This window comes from Klebsiella sp. C239 (genome assembly GCF_048822715.1).
GTDB lineage: Bacteria > Pseudomonadota > Gammaproteobacteria > Enterobacterales > Enterobacteriaceae > Klebsiella > Klebsiella quasipneumoniae.
Genome location: NZ_JBMEZK010000001.1, coordinates 542,758 through 558,784 on the forward strand (window position 1 = coordinate 542,758; position 16,027 = coordinate 558,784).

Consider the following 16,027-nt stretch of genomic DNA (forward strand, 5'->3'; position numbering starts at 1 on the left):
GCTATCCCGCTGCCGGCTGGCCGCTGTCGACCAGGGCCATCTGACCCACCAGCCACTCCCGCAGCGCGATAATATCCGCCCGCTGCGCTGCCGCTTCGGTGGTGACCAGATAGTAGCTGGCGCCCGGCAATGCGCCGCTGAATGGCGCGGATAATACCCCGCGCTGCAGCAGATCCCGCGCCAGCAGTTCGCTGGCGATCACCGCCCCCTGGCCGGCCACCGCCGCCTGCAGGGCATGGGTTTCATCGCTAAAGGTTAACCCCGCGTCAATATTCAGCGTCGGCGGTCCATAGCGGCGACGCCAGTTCTCCCAGCTCGGCGAATCGGCCGGTACGTGCCGGTTGGCGACGTGAAACAGCGTCACCTGCGCCAGATCGTCAGGCCGGCTGAGGGCCAGCGTCGGGCTGGCGACCACGATAAAGCGATCCTTATGCAGCAGGGTACAGCACAGATCCGGCTCGGGCGTTTCGCGATAGCGAATCGCGGCGTCCACGGTGCCCAGATGCAGATCCACCCTTTCGACGCTGGTGTGCAGACGCAGGTCGATAGCCGGAAAGCGGGCGGTGAAGTCCGCCAGCCGTGGCACCAGCCAGTGGGTGAGAAAATTGGAGGTGGTGGTGACGGTTAAGGATGGCGGCTGGCGGGCCTGGGCTATCTGGACGACAGCCTGCTCCAGGGCGCTGAAGGCGCGCTGGGTGGCGGCGTAGAGGATCTCGCCATCGGCGGTCAGGCTGACGCCCTGCGCGCTGCGTTCACAGACCCGGCACTCCAGGACCGATTCCAGCAGTTTGATCTGATGGCTGACCGCCGTCGCGCTGACGCCGAGCGCCCCGGCGGCCAGTTTAAAACTACGCTGGCGGGCGACGGCGTGAAAGGCGCGCAGGGCGCCCAGCGGCGGCAGGCGGGGTGTTCTCATGGCTGAGTTTTTCTCATCTATGGCTGAAAACTATGCGTTTGTGTGTCCCTGTATAGTGGCGATAGGCTACGGGCATGTAAAGACGATGACATGAGTTATTTTCATGCCGTTTAATGTGTCAGGAGCTGAATATGCACGTTTTACACCACCATGCCGCCGCGGACGCGGCGGGAACCTTCGACCCGCGCGGTCGCGCCATCGCCCTCAGCGTAGTCTTCGCCGCCGGGGCCTTGCTGTTCATCATGGCCCCCATTATCGGGGGGAGCGGCACGCTGGGTCTGCTGGCGCTCCTGATCGCGGCCTTCGGCGCCGGATGGGGATTCGCGCGCGCGCAGCCCTGGCTCTATCGGGCGCCCCTGACGGCGACACGCTGGGCCTTCCTGGTGTCGGCGGCCGGCTGGCTGCTGGCGCTGGTGGCCTGGTATGGCGGCCAGGCCTGGCCGTCGCTGCTCCCCGGCGTGACGTTCGGCAGCGCGGGGGCGGCTGTCGCCTGGCGCGTTGCCGCGGGACGGGCGGCACTGTCGGGTCGCCGCGTCAGCGGCGCCACGGCGCTGAGCGTGGCTGTCGCTATCGCGGCGACGCTGCTGACCTGGCACACCGCCGGGGCAGGACGCGGCGGCGTGAACTTTGCCTTCGCCGTGCTGCTGGACTGGGCGCTGCTCGGCGCGCTGATTGTGCGCATCCGCCAGCAGGAGAGTGCGGCGTAGCCGGGTTCAGGCGAGCCGATCAAGCGAAACGGGATAAGTCGTCCGGCGGGGTGATAAATTTCTTCTACACTGTTACTGGCATCACATTCCTGCGCGGCTGGCATCTCAGCCGGCCGCCGTCGGCATTCAGTCCAGGCACGGGCCTGCAGGCTGGTTATCCTGAAAGAGGAGTCTGTAACATGGCATTTGTCACCACCCAAGACGGCGTCAATATTTACTTCAAAGACTGGGGTCCGAAGGAAGCTCAGCCGATTGTTTTTCATCACGGCTGGCCGTTAAGCGCCGACGACTGGGATAACCAGATGTTGTTTTTCCTTGCCGAAGGCTTTCGGGTCATCGCCATCGACCGCCGGGGCCATGGCCGCTCCGATCAGGTCAGCGAGGGGCATGATATGGACCATTATGCGGCAGACGTCTCGGCGGTAGTGGAGCATCTGGATCTGCACAATGCGGTCCACGTCGGGCACTCCACCGGCGGCGGCCAGGTCGCCCGCTACGTGGCCCGCTACGGCCAGCCGCAGGGGCGGGTGGCGAAGGCGGTGCTCATCAGCGCCGTTCCGCCGCTGATGGTCAAAACCGAACAGAATCCTGGCGGCACGCCGATCGAGGTGTTTGACGGTTTCCGCAAAGCGCTGGCGGCTAACCGCGCCCAGTTCTATCTCGACGTCGCCTCTGGCCCGTTCTATGGCTTTAATCGTGAAGGAGCGGAGGTGTCGCAGGGGACGATCCAGAACTGGTGGCGACAGGGGATGATCGGCAGCGCCAAAGCCCATTATGAAGGTATTAAGGCGTTTTCAGAAACGGACCAGACCGAAGATCTTAAGTCGATTACGCTGCCGGTGCTGGTCATGCAGGGCGATGACGATCAGGTGGTTCCCTATAAAAATGCCGCTATCCTGCAGGACCAGCTGCTGCCCAACAGCCAGCTGATCGTTTACCCTGGCTTCCCGCACGGGATGCACACTTCCCACGCCGATACCATCAACGCCGATCTGCTGGCGTTTATCCGCGCCTGATCTTCCCTTTCGCCGGGCGGAATGCCGCAATGGCCTTCCGCCAGCGCCCCGGTCGCCCGTCGCCGGGGCGCGCCGGTTGACGAGCAGGGGAAATCTGCTTAACTCATGGGATACCTGACGACTATTTTCCCCCTGGCAGGATAAAACGCCGGGTTTCCCGCGGGAAACCCGGTGGAATTCTGCGCAAGAGACAAGAGAGAGACAATGAAATTAGCCGGACTTCATCCCGACGAGCAGCGTCGCCTGCAATCGCTTCGCTCTTCCGGGCTGTTGAATAGCGGAAAAGAAGAACGCTTTGATCGCCTTACCAGGCTTGCCCGTTCGCTGTATAACCTGCCGGTGGCGTCCATCAGCCTGGTAGGGGAAGATCTGCTGCATATCAAATCCTGTGCCGGTCTGGATGTGGACACGGTGCCGAGAGATATTTCATTTTGCGCCCATACCATTTTGCAAACCGACCCGCTTATCGTTAACGACATGCAGCAGGACGAGCGTTTTCACGACAACCCGCTGGTGATCCAGGCGCCGTTTATCCGCTTTTACGCCGGGTACCCGGTGCAGCTGCCGGATGGCGCGACGGTGGGGTCTTTTTGCCTGATGGACCATCAGCCGCGTTCGTTTTCCGCGCATGAAATGCAGATCTTAAGCGATCTGGCGGCGATCGTGGAGGATGAGTTCAAGGTGCTGGATGCGGCAACCTCTGATGAGCTGACGGGACTGTTTAACCGCCGGGGATTCCTCACCCTGGCCGAGTATGCCCTGCTGACGGCCCAGCGCCGTCATGAGCCGGTCAGCCTGGCGTTTGTCGACCTCGATCGCTTTAAGCACATCAACGATACCTGGGGGCATGAAGAGGGCGATCGCGCGCTGATCGCCATCGCCGATTTGATGAAAGCCGCCTTCCGTGAATCCGATATCCTCGCCAGGCAGGGGGGCGATGAGTTTATTATTCTGTTCGCCAATACCAGCCGCCACGATGCCGCGGCGGCGATGGAGACGCTCAGCCACAACGTGGCGCGTTTCAACCAGCAGGCGGCTCACCCCTGGCAGCTGGCGTTCTCCTGGGGCTGCGTGGAGTACGATCCCGCCAGCCACCCCAGTCTCAACGCGCTGGTGGCCACTGCCGACCGCCTGATGTATCAGGCGAAGCAGAAACAGGGGCGCGAGCGCCGTTAATCCTTTGCGGCGGCGGCATTCAGCAGGTACTCCTGCGCCTGCTGCCGCTTCTGCGCATAGTCACCGAGCAGCGCCTGCTGCGATTTCCCCGCGTTGTCATAAAACAGGCCGCCCTGATCGGCGATAAAGTCATAATGCTGTTCCAGCTGGCCTATCACCCAGTCGATACGTTGCAGGGTGAGCAAGGTGCAGGACTGGCCATGCAGGTCGTCTTCAATATCCAGCACGTGTGAGCGGAAGGCCTCCAGGGCAAATAACCGGCTCAGCGCGGCAGGGTCCGCCAGCCCCGTCTCCCAGCGCGCCGTTATCTGCTGAAAATGAGCCTGCACCTGCGGAGATGCCCGCCGGGCGCGAAGCCAGACCAGCTTGCGCCGGTAGCTTTCGACCGCCAGCCGCTTCATCTCGCGATATTGCGCCAGCTGCTGTTCGGCATCGGGCACCCGGGTCATCAGCCAGCTAAAAAAGAAGCGGGTCTCAAAGCGCTCGACAAAGTGAAACAGGGGATCGGCCAGACCGTTGCTGTTGAATTCTCTCAGCGGGTCGAAGGGATACATATAGCCAAAATCGAACAGCCACAGCTGCTCCTCCCGGTCCACCAGCAGGTTCCCGCTACAGAGATCCCACTCCATCAGCCCCTGCTCCTCACAGGCTTCCAGCGTGGTGAACAGCTGAGCGATCAGCGGCGGGGTCAGCTGGTGAATCGGCTCGCCATCGATCCAGGGGGAGAGGAGGATGCCGAGGCGATAATCGGCATACAGCGTCGGGACGATGTGGGTGAAGCGCGGCGCGGTATTTGGGTCATCCTTCAGCCGTTGCAACGCCTGCCGGCGCTGTACCTCGTTTAAAAACGACAGCTGGCCGTTAAGGTTGGCAACGCCGGCGACGGCGCGTCGTTTCTTTAAATTGTACTCCTTGCCGGCGATGCGCAGCCGGTAAACCTCGCCGGTCAGCCCCGAACCGTTTACCTGCACCACATAGGGTGAATCCGCAGCCAGCGCGGCGAGGGTCTCCGGCGGCAGTGGACAGTGATTGACGTCGCCGACGATAAGAGGTTCTCCGCTGCGATCGAACGCCTGCTGCTGCTGTTGTCTGAGGTTCATGGCGCCTCCTTAAAAGACATGGGACAGAGTGATTTATCCACGCTATCTCACCCGCAAGCGTCAGCAAAATCATCCTACCGCCGGGCGCTTTTTCAGGCTGAGCGGTGGCGCGTTCACGGAGGATACCTGGGGCGTAGAGCGGCGGCCCTGACGCCGTTGTCAATGAGGTGTTTGCCAGGCTGGGTGCGATTCAGAGTTAACGCCAGAGACGCAAGAAAGCAAAAAGCCTGCTCGAAAGCAGGCTTTTTAAATTTGGCTCCTCTGACTGGACTCGAACCAGTGACATACGGATTAACAGTCCGCCGTTCTACCGACTGAACTACAGAGGAATCGTGTGGAGTCGTATCTTAGCGGCGAAAAATCTTTTGTCAAACATCAATTCGCCCGTTCAGGTGCAACTGCCGCTTCCATCAACAATTTGTTGTCATTTCCGACAATGATTACGGAAAAATACTTTGCAGGATATCCATTTCTCGATCATCATTTGAAATGTTGTTTCAACATCTCTCACTAAGGTCTCTCTTGAACGTCACCTCCGCCGTACGCCAGGCCGTCGAACGGACATCCTGGTTTAAAAAACGTCAGCGTTATCGTGTGCTGTACTGGCGCGAAATCAGCCCTCTCGCTGTGCCCATTCTGCTGGAAAATGCCTGTGTGCTGTTGATGGGGGTGTTGAGCACCTTCCTTGTCAGCTGGCTGGGCAAAGAGGCCATGGCCGGGGTGGGCCTGGCCGATAGCTTTAACATGGTGATCATGTCGTTTTTTGCCGCTATCGATCTGGGTACCACGGTGGTGGTGGCCTTTAGCCTCGGTAAGCGAGATCGGCGGCGGGCGAGAGCGGCCGCGCGCCAGTCGCTGGCCATTATGACCCTGTTTTCTATTGTGCTGGCGGGAGTGATCCACGCTTTTGGTCAGGAGATTATTAATTTTGTCGCCGGCGATGCCACCCCGCAGGTGAAGGACCTGGCGCTGACCTATCTCGAGCTGACGGTGCTGAGCTATCCGGCGGCGGCGATTGCGCTAATCGGCAGCGGGGCGCTGCGCGGAGCCGGGACCACCAAAATCCCGCTGTTGATCAACGGCGGGATGAACATCCTCAATATCCTAATCAGCAGCGTGCTCATCTATGGCCTCTTCTCCTGGCCGGGGCTGGGCTTTGTCGGCGCCGGTCTCGGACTGACCATTGCCCGCTATATTGGCGCCATCGCCACTATCTGGGTGCTGATGGTGGGCCTCAATCCCGCGCTGCGGCTGTCGCTGAAGGGCTACTTCAAACCCTTTAACTTCGCCATTATCTGGGAGGTGATGGGGATCGGCATCCCGGCCAGTATCGAATCGGTTCTGTTCAATGGCGGTAAGCTGCTGACCCAGATGTTTGTCGCCGGGATGGGCACCAACGTTATCGCCGGCAATTTCATTGCTTTTTCGGTGGCCTCGCTGATTAACCTGCCGGGCAACGCCCTCGGCTCCGCCTCGACGATCATTACCGGCAAGCGGCTGGGGAAAGGGCAGATTGGCCAGGCGGAATTCCAGGCCTGGCATGTGTTCTGGCTGTCGACCATTATTCTGACGCTGATTGCCTGGGGCAGCGCCCCGTTCGCGGGCTTTATCGCCTCGTTCTATACCCATGAAGAAGACGTAAAAGAGGTAGTGAAGCAGCTGCTGTGGCTCAACGCCCTGTTTATGCCGATCTGGTCGCTGTCGTGGACTTTACCCTGCGCCTTCAAAGGCGCCCGTGACGTACGTTATACCATGTGGGTGTCGATGCTCGGCATGTGGGGCTGCCGGGTGGTGGCGGGCTATACGCTGGGTATCGTGCTGGGGATGGGCGTGATCGGCGTCTGGTTAGGGATGGTGCTCGACTGGGCAGTGCGTGGCGCGCTGTTTTACTTCCGCATGGTGAGCGGCCGATGGCTGTGGAAGTACCCGCGGGTGAAGGCCTCAACGCCGGAAACCTGATCCGTTTGCCGGATAAACGCCATTTTTTGCGCAAAGTGAGGAATTATTCGGCAAACGATTCATTTTATTAAAAACAGGCTTTACAGCGTCCGGCGTCATCGTTAATATGCGCCCCGTTCACACGATTCCTCTGTAGTTCAGTCGGTAGAACGGCGGACTGTTAATCCGTATGTCACTGGTTCGAGTCCAGTCAGAGGAGCCAAATTTAAAAAAGCCTGCTTTCGAGCAGGCTTTTTGCTTTTCTGTCTGTCCGTTTCCTTGCGGACTCAACATCCGCAGCCACCGCCGGGCCGTTTGTCTCGCTCACCCGGCCACTGACGCTCCCCTGCGGGGAACGCCAGCGTTTTCCTCTCTCTTCCCCCGTCGCCGGTTAGCGGAACGGCGGTTCGTTGAAGGTGCGTAGCTTACGCGAGTGCATGTGATCCCCCTCGGCGCGCAGCAGGTCGATGGCCCGAATGCCGATCTGCAGATGCTCAGAGATGGCCCCCTCATAGAAGCGGTTGGCCTGACCGGGGAGCTTGATCTCACCGTGCAGCGGCTTGTCCGAGACGCAGAGCAGCGTGCCGTAGGGGACGCGGAAACGATAGCCCTGGGCGGCGATGGTCGCGCTCTCCATATCGATAGCCACCGCGCGGCTGAGATTAAAGCGCAGCGCGGAAGCGGAATAGCGCAGCTCCCAGTTACGGTCGTCGGTGGTGACCACCGTCCCGGTACGCAGCCGCTGCTTCACTTCCTCGCCCGGCATCCCGCTCACCTGCTTGGTGGCGTCGTACAGGGCGCGCTGCACTTCGGCAATGCTGGGGATGGGAATATCCGGCGGTAGCACCGCATCCAGTACATGGTCGTCGCGCAGATAGGCGTGGGCCAGCACATAGTCGCCGATGGCCTGGCTTTCACGCAGGCCGCCGCAGTGGCCGATCATCAGCCAGACATCCGGGCGCAGCACCGCCAGGTGGTCGCAGATGGTTTTGGCGTTGGCCGGGCCGACGCCAATGTTAATCAGGGTGATCCCTTTGCCATCGTGGGTGATCAGATGCCAGGCCGGCATCTGGTGCTTCTTCCACGCCAGATCGGAAATAGCCTGCTCCGGCGCTTCGGTTTCGGCGGTGATCCAGATCCCGCCGGCGCAGGAGAGGGCGATATAGGGGCTGTCAGGATCGAGGATTTGGCTGCAGCCCCAGCTGACAAACTCATCCACGTAGCGGGTATAGTTGGTGAACAGCACGTAGGGCTGGAAGTGTTCCGCCGGGGTGCCGGTATAGTGCCGCAGACGCGCCAGCGAAAAATCGACGCGGCGGGCGTCAAAGTGCGACAGCGGATAGAACTCGGTAGGATGGAACAGGCCGTCCGCGGTCTCATCGCCAATCTGCGACAGCTCGGTGGTGGGGAAATAGCGCGTCAGACCGGCGCTCATCGAACGGTCAAGGGTCAGGGTGGAACCGTCTATCACGTAAGGGTAGGGGATTTCATGCTGCGACAGCTCGACGCTAATATGGGCGCCATAGTCCTGATACAGCAGGGTCAGCTGTTCGAGCAAATAGTGGCGGAACAGTTTCGGGTTGGTGATGGTGGTGGTATAGCACCCTTCATGGGTGAAACGTCCCCAGGCGCGCGTTTTAAGGGCTTTATGATCGGCGCCGTCCCAAGAGACCGACAGCTGCGGATAGACAAAAAGGCCTTCCGCGCGGGCTTCGGTATCAGGGAGCGTATGATGGTCAATATAGTCGCCGATGGCTTTGCGCAACGCCGTGACCGAGGCTTCATAACGCGCTTCCAGCTCGGCAAGCGCTTGTTCCGGGGTCAGACTGGCGGCCTTGTTATTCATGATTCGCTCCTTGTTTCAGGTCTGCTGACATTCCCGATAGTATGTCACAGCGGGAAAAGGGCGAAGGGGAATTTATCTGTCAGTTGCGAAGATACTCAGATCAATACCGGCACAGGGGCCGGACTCGATTTATTTACCGGCGTTTGCCCAGCGCGCGCTGCTATAATGGCTGGCGTTGCGGATCTTCAATGTCTGCGCCGGATTATTATTCAGACAATAGCGCGCATCGGCCAGCGGTGTGAGTTTATCCCCTTCCCGCAGGCGGAGGCGACAGGCTTCAATCTCAGCGATCATCTCCAGTGCGCCGCTCTGGAGCACGACGCGGCAGGGGCTGGACGGAGAATTATCCTGGACTTTTTTTACCCACCACTCCATCTGTTTTTTTCCTCTCCTGGTGACACATCCGCCGATAATTCATGTTTCTTAAAAATCTGACAATAAGATTATCCCGCTGGTTTATGCAGTGTTTAAAAACAGGCGACCAAACGTTGATCTCAGCGGTAGGTTTTTTTTCGCCGGCAGGGAATGATCTGCCGGGTTTAATTTGCCGGAAGCGATGACTATGCTGAAAAGCAGATCGTGAGAAGCGCCTGTCAGGAATAGGGCAGAACGCGTTCGGCTACGCGATAAATATCAGAGAGAGCGTTATGAAGCATCTATTACGACACTGGCGAACGTCGGGCGCCGTTATCGGCTCACTGCTGAAAAAAGGGAGCATTGCGGTGCTGGCGCTGCTGGTGGTGTTTCTCGCCGGACGGATCTATGAGTCGCAGCGCGGCCCGGCGCTGCATCGCTGGCATACCTGGCGCGGCAATGAGATGGCGGCCAAAGAGATCGACCAGGCGACCTTTGCCCAATATCTGGCGCGGGAGAAGACCATTTTCGCCGATCTCCAGCGCGAGGTGACGGATGCTTTACCGGAGGAAGATAAAACCCCCGTCAACCGCTTTTATCGCCACAGCCGCGTCTGGCCGGGACAGTTTACGCAGGACTGGAACCGTTCTTTTATACTGTTGCCGCAGGGCAAGCCGCGCGGCAGCGTGGTGCTGCTCCATGGCCTGACCGATTCGCCCTACAGCGTGCGCTATCTGGCGCAGCTCTGGCGGCAGCGGGGCTATGTGGCGGTGGCGCCGCGTTTGCCGGGCCACGGCACCGCGCCGGGAGCGTTAACCGCCGTTGACTGGGAGACCTGGCTGGCGGCAACGCGTCTGGCGGTGCGGGAAGCGACGCGCCTGGCCGGGGCGGACGTGCCGCTGCATCTGGTCGGCTACTCAAACGGCGGCGCGCTGGCGCTCAAGTATGCCCTCGATAGCCTGGAGGACAGCCACTTGCGCCAGCCGCAGCAGATTATCCTGCTGTCGCCGATGATCGGCGTGACGGCGTTTGCCCGTTTTGCCGGTCTCGCCGGGCTGCCGTCCATCTTCCCGGCGTTTGCCCGCGCGGCCTGGCTGAACGTGGCGCCTGAGTTTAATCCGTTCAAGTACAACTCGTTTCCGGTAAAAGCGGCGAGACAGTCCTGGCTGTTGAGCCAGGCGCTGCAGCAGCAGATTATTCGCGCGTCCCGTCAGGGGGAACTGAAAGCGCTGCCGCCGGTCCTCACCTTTCAGTCGATAATGGATTCCACCGTCAGCACCCGGGCGGTGGTGGAGTCCCTGTATCGCTACCTGCCGGACAACGGCAGCGAGCTGGTGGTGTTCGACATAAACCAGGCGGCGGATCTCCGGGTCCTGTTCCGTCCCGCGCTCTATGCGGCGGTGAATACGCTGTTGCCGCCGGCGCCGCGGGCCTATACCACGACGGTGGTGACCAACGCGACGGCGCACACCCTGCAGACCATCGCCCGTACCACGCTGGCGCAGGAACGGGAAGAGCATCGTTATCCCTTACACCTTGCCTGGCCGGCGGATATGTACTCCCTGTCGCATGTGGCAGTGCCGTTTCCCCTGAGCGACTCGCTGTATGGTCGCGAGCCGGACGAGAAGAACCGCTACGGCATTAGCCTGGGCACCATTTCACTGCGCGGAGAGACCGGGACGCTGAGCGTGGGGCTGGAGACGTTAATGCGCGTCACCTCCAATCCTTTCTTTCCGTGGATGCTGGCCCGCGTCGATGAGCATATCGCCTGCGGCGAGCAGGCGGCGGTGGTGGCCTGCCTGAAGGCGCAGGCCAGCGCGGAGGCGTTAAAAGAGGATCAGGTGCAGGACGGTGCGCAGCAGAATGCCGACGATCGCCGCGGGAGCCACGAAGCGAAACAGGCGGACAAACCGTGAACTGATGCCGAGGAAAATACCGATCCCGGGCAGATCGAAGGTCTGGATCAGCAGACCTGCCGAGGCGTTGACCTGGCTGACGGTGACTTTGCCCTGCTGGATCAGCTCGGAAATGACGCCAAAATAAGCGGTGCCCCCGGCGACGCACTTCACCAGCGCCGGCAGCACAAAGTTCTGCGGAATATGCAGCCAGCCGAGCACCGGTTTCAGCAGCTGCTGCAGCAGGTCGATGACGCCTGCGCCCTGCAGCAGTCCGACGATGGTTAACGACAGGATCAGCATCGGCACCGCGCCGAGCGCCAGGCGGATGGCGTCGGAGCCGGCGCTGTTGATCACCGCCAGAATGCCCTGGCTGTTCTGCTCGGCGTTGGGCAGCGCTTCCGCGCGAGGGTTCTCGGCGACCGATAGGCGCCGTCCGGTGACGTGCCAGGCGACCGCCGCCGCGCACAGGCCGCCGACCACTGAGATAACGATCGAGGCCAGCCAGTGCAGGCCGAAAGGGGTGAGGGGATAAAAGACGTTGCCTTGCCCCATGGCGAAGACCATGGCAAGGGTGGCGGCTATTTGCCGGTCAGAAACGCCGCGTTTGTCCATAATCGACAGCGTGGCCAGCGGGGCGGCGAAGCTGACAAAGTTAATCTGGATCAGGGCGAAGGCGCTCATCCCGGTTAAGCCGAAGGGCTTCAGCAATGGCGCAACCCAGCGCACAATCACATCGAGGATGCCGCGGACCTCCAGATATTTCATGATAATCAGCATGATCACCATGATCGGCAACAGCGTATACAGCGCGACGTCAACGGACGATTTGCCCGCCGCCATAATGATGCTTATGACATCCATTTACGTTCTTTACCACTCGCAAAGCCATTCGTTCGCGTCATCATAATCCCGTGGGGAAGGAAATGATATGTCAGGATCGCCCCGGGGACCGGCGCCGTGGGGCGCCGGGAGGAGAGGATTACTGGCCGATGTTGACCAGCGTGCGGCCATGAATATTGTTGCTGAGGAAATCTGCGGCATACGCTGGCGCCTGCTCCAGCGTGATTTCCGTGGCTGCCTGTTGGTAGTAGCTTTCCGGCAGCAGCTGGGCCAGACGCTGCCACACCGCGTCGCGTTCTGCGGTGGGCACCATCACCGAATCCACCCCCTGCAGACGCACATTGCGCAGAATAAACGGCATCACGGTGGTTGGCAGATCGAAGCCCCCGGCCAGACCGCAGGCGGCGACGCAGCCGCGATAGTGCGTTTGCGCCAGCACTTTGGCCAGCATCGTGCCGCCAACGGTATCCACCGCGCCCGCCCACAGCTGTTTCTCCAGCGGGCGGGTCTCTGCAAAGTCGCTGCGCGGCAGGATGGCGTCGGCCCCGAGCTGGCGAAGGTAGCCGTGCGTCGACTCGCGGCCCGATACGGCCGTCACCCGGTAGCCGAGCGCTTTCAGCAGGACCACCGCGGTGCTGCCGACCCCGCCGCTGGCGCCGGTGACCAGGATATCACCGCTTTCCGGGGTGATGCCCGCGCTGACGAGGGCATCAACGCACAGCATCGCGGTGAAGCCGGCGGTGCCGATGATCATCGCCTGGCGCGCGCTGAGCGTCTCTGGCAGGGCTACCAGCCAGTCGCCTTTGACACAGGCCTCGGTGGCCAGGCCGCCCCAGTGGTTTTCGCCCACGCCCCAGCCGGTGAGGATCACGTCCTGGCCGGGAACAAAGCGCGGATCGCGGCTTTCACTTACCCGGCCGGCAAAATCAATCCCCGGCACCATCGGGAACTGGCGGATGATTTTGCCTTTGCCGGTGATCGCCAGGGCATCTTTATAGTTGAGACTCGACCAGTCGATGGCGACCCGCACGTCGCCTTCGGTAAGGGCGGGCAGGTCAATCGCTTTGACGGTGGCCACGGTGCGGTTGTCAATCTGGTCCAGAACTAATGCTTTCATGACTGAGTATTCCTCGTCTGAAGGGAGTTATCGGCGCTATCGCCGTCCTGTGCAGGTGTTATTGTCATCATAGTGTGCGCAAAGAAATCCCAGTACTGGTTAAGGGGAGCGGCGGACTGGACCAGCCTGGCACGCATCACCGCGCCTTCCCAGCCGATCCAGAACACCTGGGCCAGCACCTCCGGTGAGGTGTCGCTGGCGATCGTCCCGGCAGCCCGCGCCTCGTGCAGGCAGCGGGCCACGCGCGCCTCCCATGCCGCCAGGATGGTCTGCAACCGCTGGGGAAATGCCTCGGGCAACAGGGGAGCTTCCTGCAGCAGGTTGCCTACCAGGCAGCCGCGACGAAACTGGTATTTCTCCATTCCCTGACCGGCATCACGCACGAAGGCCGCCATCCGTTCCAGCGGCGGCACGGCGTCGTCCAGCAGGAATTTATCTAATTTATGCGCAAAATAGTCGCCATAGGCGGCAAGCACGGCGAGGCCAAAGGCCTCCTTGCTTTTGAAACAGTGGTAAAACGACCCCTTCGGCACGGCGATGTTCTTGATCACCGCATCAATACCCGCCGCGAGATAGCCCGTTTCGGTCAGCACCTCCAGGCCCGAGCGAATCAGCGCCTGTCGCGTGTCGACAAACTGGCGATCGGCCTTTGGCGGTCGGCCGCGGCGGGGCTTCTGGTTGGCGGAGGTAGCGGGATTCATCATTTAGACCGTATGGTTTAATTGTTTGTCAGGGTACCCCCAATCCCGGTGGGGGGCAAGCCATGTAAGGCAGAGAAGGGCGGAATTTCGAGGCAGTCAGCTTATGAAGGCGACGCGGATTATCATCAATTATTAATGCGTGGTTCTCCGCGCGGCTGCTGCAGAGAATATCAATCCGCTGAGACTATTCCGCTGACCATATATCTCTCTGGCCGCCACGGAATGATAAGGATGAATGGTAGCGATTATATTGCCGGGCTGGCGATGATTTGCAGACCCTGGCGGATTGACAACTCCGGCATGATAAAACACATTGTCCCCCCTGAAGGGGCGCCGGTTGCCACCTCAGTTTAAATAAAAACGCCGCAAGGCAGGAAAGCCTGTCCTTTATTATCGGCGTCTGGATAAATAACCCGCCGCCGAAACCACACCTGCGAAAAAGGAATAACAGCCTGATGTACAGAATGAATATTGCCGTCAAAGGAGGGGATGAATGTCGCTAATCGCTATTGTGCTGGTCTTTATGATGGCCATCGTGGTGACGGTGTTCATTTCCCATCTTCTGCCCGTTAAAGTGCCGCTGCCGCTGATCCAGATCGCCGCGGGCGCCGCGCTGGCCGCCGGTGGTTTTCAGGTCGATTTCGATCCGCACATCTTTTTGCTGTTGTTTATCCCGCCGCTGCTTTTCCTTGATGGCTGGCGGATCCCGAAAGACGCGTTTTTCCGCGATATGAAGCCGATTCTGTCGCTGGCGATAGGCCTGGTGATGGTCACTATCCTCGGCATTGGCCTGTTTATTCACTGGCTTATTCCGGCGATCACCGTGGCGGCGGGGTTTGCCCTGGCGGCGATTCTGTCACCCACCGATCCGGTGGCGGTATCGGCAATGACCGCCAGCTCGCCGCTGCCTTCCCGGATGGCGCATATCCTCGAAGGGGAATCGCTGTTAAACGATGCTTCGGGCCTCGTCGCTTTTAATTTCGCCATCGCCGCGGTGCTGACCGGCAGCTTCTCCCCGGGAGAGGCGGTGATGAAGTTTTTCCTGATGGCGTTCGGGGGCATCCTCAGTGGGCTCGTGGTGGTGTGGGTCACCGGCAAATGTAATAACTTTCTGGTGCGGCGCACCCGCGAGGAGCCGGCCATCCAGATCCTGATCAGCCTGCTTATCCCCTTCGCCGCCTACCTGCTGGCCGAGGCGTTCCATGTCTCCGGCATTCTTGCTGCCGTCGCCGCCGGCATTGCGATGCACTATGAACAGCTGTCGGGGCCCCGGCTACCCGCGACGCGCATGAAAAGCAGCGCGGTGTGGTCCATGCTGCAGACTACCCTCAACGGGATGATCTTCCTGATGCTGGGCGAGCAGTTGCCCCGCATGCTCAGGACGTTGCCGGCGGTAGCCAGCCAGGCCGGCGTCCCTTCGCCCTGGTATCTGCTGCTGTACGCCGTGGCCATCACTCTCGCGCTCGGTCTGATGCGTTTCGCCTGGGTATGGCTGTCGATGACGCTGACCATTTTTCGCCGCAAACGCCGGGGCAAAGCCATCACCGTCCGTCCGCGATTCAGCATCCTCGCCGTCATGGCGCTGGCGGGGGTCAAAGGCTCCGTGACGCTCGCCGGTATTCTGACGCTGCCGGCGGTGCTGGCGGATGGTTCACCCTTCCCGGGCCGCGAACTGCTGATCTTTCTCTCAATGGCGGTGATCCTGATGTCGCTGGTGGTGGCGGCTATCGGCCTGCCGTTCATGACCCGCTATCTTGCCGATGATTTACCCCATGACACCGGCAAAGACGATATTGGCGCCGTCATGACCGAAGTGGCTATCAACCGGCTGAATGCGCTACTCGACGAGCCGGTGGAGGATCCGACTGAGCAGGCCCTGCGGGCTGATGCCGGCAATATGCTGCTGGAAACCTACCAGCGGCGGCTGCACTATAACGACAATGACGAAGGGCAGGACGTCGGGCTGGAGCTGGCTAAGCGCGCCAGGCTGGAGAAATATATGCAAAGAGAGGTCATTATCGCCCAGCGTCAGGAGCTGTTCCGGCTGCGTCGCGCCCACAACATTAGCGATATCACCTTTTATGAGGTGCTGCGAGAGATAGACCTGAAGGAAGAGAGCTTGCGCTAGTGGCGCCATCGCCGGAGGGGGGGATCCTTCGCCTTCCGGCAGCGCAGCTGGCGCGGAAAAGCAAAAAGCCTGCTCGAAAGCAGGCTTTTTAAATTTGGCTCCTCTGACTGGACTCGAACCAGTGACATACGGATTAACAGTCCGCCGTTCTACCGACTGAACTACAGAGGAATCGTGTGAACGGGGCGCATATTAACGATGCCACCCGGCCTTGTCAAAGCCTGATTCAAAGAATTGCGTTCGACTGCTGACAATTTCAGCAACACCCGCCCATGCGCTGTTTTTTTCAT

At 60.5% G+C, this 16,027-nt stretch carries 12 protein-coding genes, 3 tRNA genes and 2 pseudogenes; 8 read left to right on the forward strand and 9 right to left on the reverse strand.

Annotated elements, in window-relative coordinates:
• Window position 1: 1 nt before the first annotated feature.
• Complete coding sequence (locus ACOI6Z_RS02460; RefSeq protein ID WP_048297841.1) at window positions 2-916, reverse strand: LysR substrate-binding domain-containing protein; 915 nt, start codon at window positions 914-916, stop codon at window positions 2-4.
• Window positions 917-1,047: 131 nt separating this feature from the next.
• Between ACOI6Z_RS02460 and ACOI6Z_RS02465 the strand changes: the two genes are divergently transcribed.
• From ACOI6Z_RS02465 to ACOI6Z_RS02475, 3 genes are all read left to right on the forward strand, one after another.
• A complete protein-coding gene (locus tag ACOI6Z_RS02465) occupies window positions 1,048-1,623 on the forward strand; it encodes a hypothetical protein (protein ID WP_420686889.1) in 576 nt (191 codons plus the stop codon).
• Window positions 1,624-1,802: 179 nt separating this feature from the next.
• Window positions 1,803-2,639, forward strand: coding sequence for an alpha/beta fold hydrolase (locus tag ACOI6Z_RS02470; protein ID WP_044524034.1), 837 nt, complete (start codon window positions 1,803-1,805; stop codon window positions 2,637-2,639).
• A 204-nt stretch (window positions 2,640-2,843) separates the two neighbouring features.
• Entirely contained in the window at window positions 2,844-3,815 is a 972-nt protein-coding gene (locus ACOI6Z_RS02475; RefSeq protein WP_023290317.1) for a sensor domain-containing diguanylate cyclase, read from the forward strand.
• Here ACOI6Z_RS02475 and ACOI6Z_RS02480 read toward each other — a convergent pair.
• A complete protein-coding gene (locus ACOI6Z_RS02480) occupies window positions 3,812-4,915 on the reverse strand; it encodes an AarF/UbiB family protein (RefSeq protein ID WP_130953023.1) in 1,104 nt (367 codons plus the stop codon). The two genes, ACOI6Z_RS02475 and ACOI6Z_RS02480, sit on opposite strands and share 4 nt — an antisense overlap.
• 253 nt (window positions 4,916-5,168) lie before the next feature.
• A tRNA-Asn gene (locus ACOI6Z_RS02485) sits at window positions 5,169-5,244 on the reverse strand.
• A 5-nt stretch (window positions 5,245-5,249) separates the two neighbouring features.
• Between ACOI6Z_RS02485 and ACOI6Z_RS02490 the strand changes: the two are divergent.
• The 3 genes and pseudogenes from ACOI6Z_RS02490 to ACOI6Z_RS02500 all read left to right on the forward strand — a co-directional run.
• A pseudogene (locus tag ACOI6Z_RS02490) lies at window positions 5,250-5,348 on the forward strand (DUF5951 family protein); the annotation flags it as partial.
• A gap of 89 nt (window positions 5,349-5,437) precedes the next feature.
• Window positions 5,438-6,874, forward strand: coding sequence for an EmmdR/YeeO family multidrug/toxin efflux MATE transporter (locus ACOI6Z_RS02495; protein WP_032456343.1), 1,437 nt, complete (start codon window positions 5,438-5,440; stop codon window positions 6,872-6,874).
• Between the two features lie 126 nt (window positions 6,875-7,000).
• Window positions 7,001-7,076, forward strand: a tRNA-Asn gene (locus ACOI6Z_RS02500).
• Window positions 7,077-7,244: 168 nt separating this feature from the next.
• Here the strand turns inward: ACOI6Z_RS02500 and ACOI6Z_RS02505 are convergent.
• Both ACOI6Z_RS02505 and pmrD read right to left on the reverse strand, forming a co-directional pair.
• A complete protein-coding gene (locus ACOI6Z_RS02505; protein WP_420686892.1) occupies window positions 7,245-8,699 on the reverse strand; it encodes an AMP nucleosidase in 1,455 nt (484 codons plus the stop codon).
• A 129-nt stretch (window positions 8,700-8,828) separates the two neighbouring features.
• Complete coding sequence (gene pmrD, locus ACOI6Z_RS02510) at window positions 8,829-9,074, reverse strand: signal transduction protein PmrD (protein WP_023290305.1); 246 nt, start codon at window positions 9,072-9,074, stop codon at window positions 8,829-8,831.
• Window positions 9,075-9,346: 272 nt separating this feature from the next.
• On the opposite strand from pmrD, the gene ACOI6Z_RS02515 reads away from it, so the two are divergent.
• Complete coding sequence (locus ACOI6Z_RS02515; protein WP_023290304.1) at window positions 9,347-10,969, forward strand: alpha/beta hydrolase; 1,623 nt, start codon at window positions 9,347-9,349, stop codon at window positions 10,967-10,969.
• Here ACOI6Z_RS02515 and ACOI6Z_RS02520 read toward each other — a convergent pair.
• The 3 genes and pseudogenes from ACOI6Z_RS02520 to ACOI6Z_RS02530 form a co-directional block, all read right to left on the reverse strand.
• The gene (locus ACOI6Z_RS02520) at window positions 10,880-11,812 is read right to left on the reverse strand and encodes a nucleoside recognition domain-containing protein (protein WP_420686894.1); all 933 of its coding nucleotides are present in this window, start codon (window positions 11,810-11,812) and stop codon (window positions 10,880-10,882) included. The two genes, ACOI6Z_RS02515 and ACOI6Z_RS02520, sit on opposite strands and share 90 nt — an antisense overlap.
• Window positions 11,813-11,930: 118 nt before the next feature.
• A complete protein-coding gene (locus ACOI6Z_RS02525; RefSeq protein ID WP_420687027.1) occupies window positions 11,931-12,845 on the reverse strand; it encodes an MDR family oxidoreductase in 915 nt (304 codons plus the stop codon).
• Window positions 12,784-13,609, reverse strand: a pseudogene (locus ACOI6Z_RS02530) (TetR/AcrR family transcriptional regulator). The gene ACOI6Z_RS02525 and the pseudogene ACOI6Z_RS02530 overlap by 62 nt, the downstream one beginning before the upstream one ends.
• Window positions 13,610-14,102: 493 nt before the next feature.
• Here ACOI6Z_RS02530 and ACOI6Z_RS02535 point away from each other — a divergent pair.
• A complete protein-coding gene (locus ACOI6Z_RS02535) occupies window positions 14,103-15,737 on the forward strand; it encodes a Na+/H+ antiporter (RefSeq protein ID WP_023290300.1) in 1,635 nt (544 codons plus the stop codon).
• 95 nt (window positions 15,738-15,832) lie between these two features.
• On the opposite strand, the gene ACOI6Z_RS02540 is transcribed toward ACOI6Z_RS02535, so the two are convergent.
• Window positions 15,833-15,908 (reverse strand) — tRNA-Asn (locus tag ACOI6Z_RS02540).
• Between the last annotated feature and the right edge of the window lie 119 nt (window positions 15,909-16,027).

Bases quoted from the DNA above. Each gene is read 5' to 3' on its own strand.
- ACOI6Z_RS02460 (WP_048297841.1), bottom strand. From the start codon at position 916: ATGAGAACACCCCGCCTGCCGCCGCTGGGCGCCCTGCGCGCCTTTCAC.
- ACOI6Z_RS02465 (WP_420686889.1), top strand. From the start codon at position 1,048: ATGCACGTTTTACACCACCATGCCGCCGCGGACGCGGCGGGAACCTTC.
- ACOI6Z_RS02470 (WP_044524034.1), top strand. From the start codon at position 1,803: ATGGCATTTGTCACCACCCAAGACGGCGTCAATATTTACTTCAAAGAC.
- ACOI6Z_RS02475 (WP_023290317.1), top strand. From the start codon at position 2,844: ATGAAATTAGCCGGACTTCATCCCGACGAGCAGCGTCGCCTGCAATCG.
- ACOI6Z_RS02480 (WP_130953023.1), bottom strand. From the start codon at position 4,915: ATGAACCTCAGACAACAGCAGCAGCAGGCGTTCGATCGCAGCGGAGAA.
- ACOI6Z_RS02505 (WP_420686892.1), bottom strand. From the start codon at position 8,699: ATGAATAACAAGGCCGCCAGTCTGACCCCGGAACAAGCGCTTGCCGAG.
- pmrD (WP_023290305.1), bottom strand. From the start codon at position 9,074: ATGGAGTGGTGGGTAAAAAAAGTCCAGGATAATTCTCCGTCCAGCCCC.
- ACOI6Z_RS02515 (WP_023290304.1), top strand. From the start codon at position 9,347: ATGAAGCATCTATTACGACACTGGCGAACGTCGGGCGCCGTTATCGGC.
- ACOI6Z_RS02520 (WP_420686894.1), bottom strand. From the start codon at position 11,812: ATGGATGTCATAAGCATCATTATGGCGGCGGGCAAATCGTCCGTTGAC.
- ACOI6Z_RS02535 (WP_023290300.1), top strand. From the start codon at position 14,103: ATGTCGCTAATCGCTATTGTGCTGGTCTTTATGATGGCCATCGTGGTG.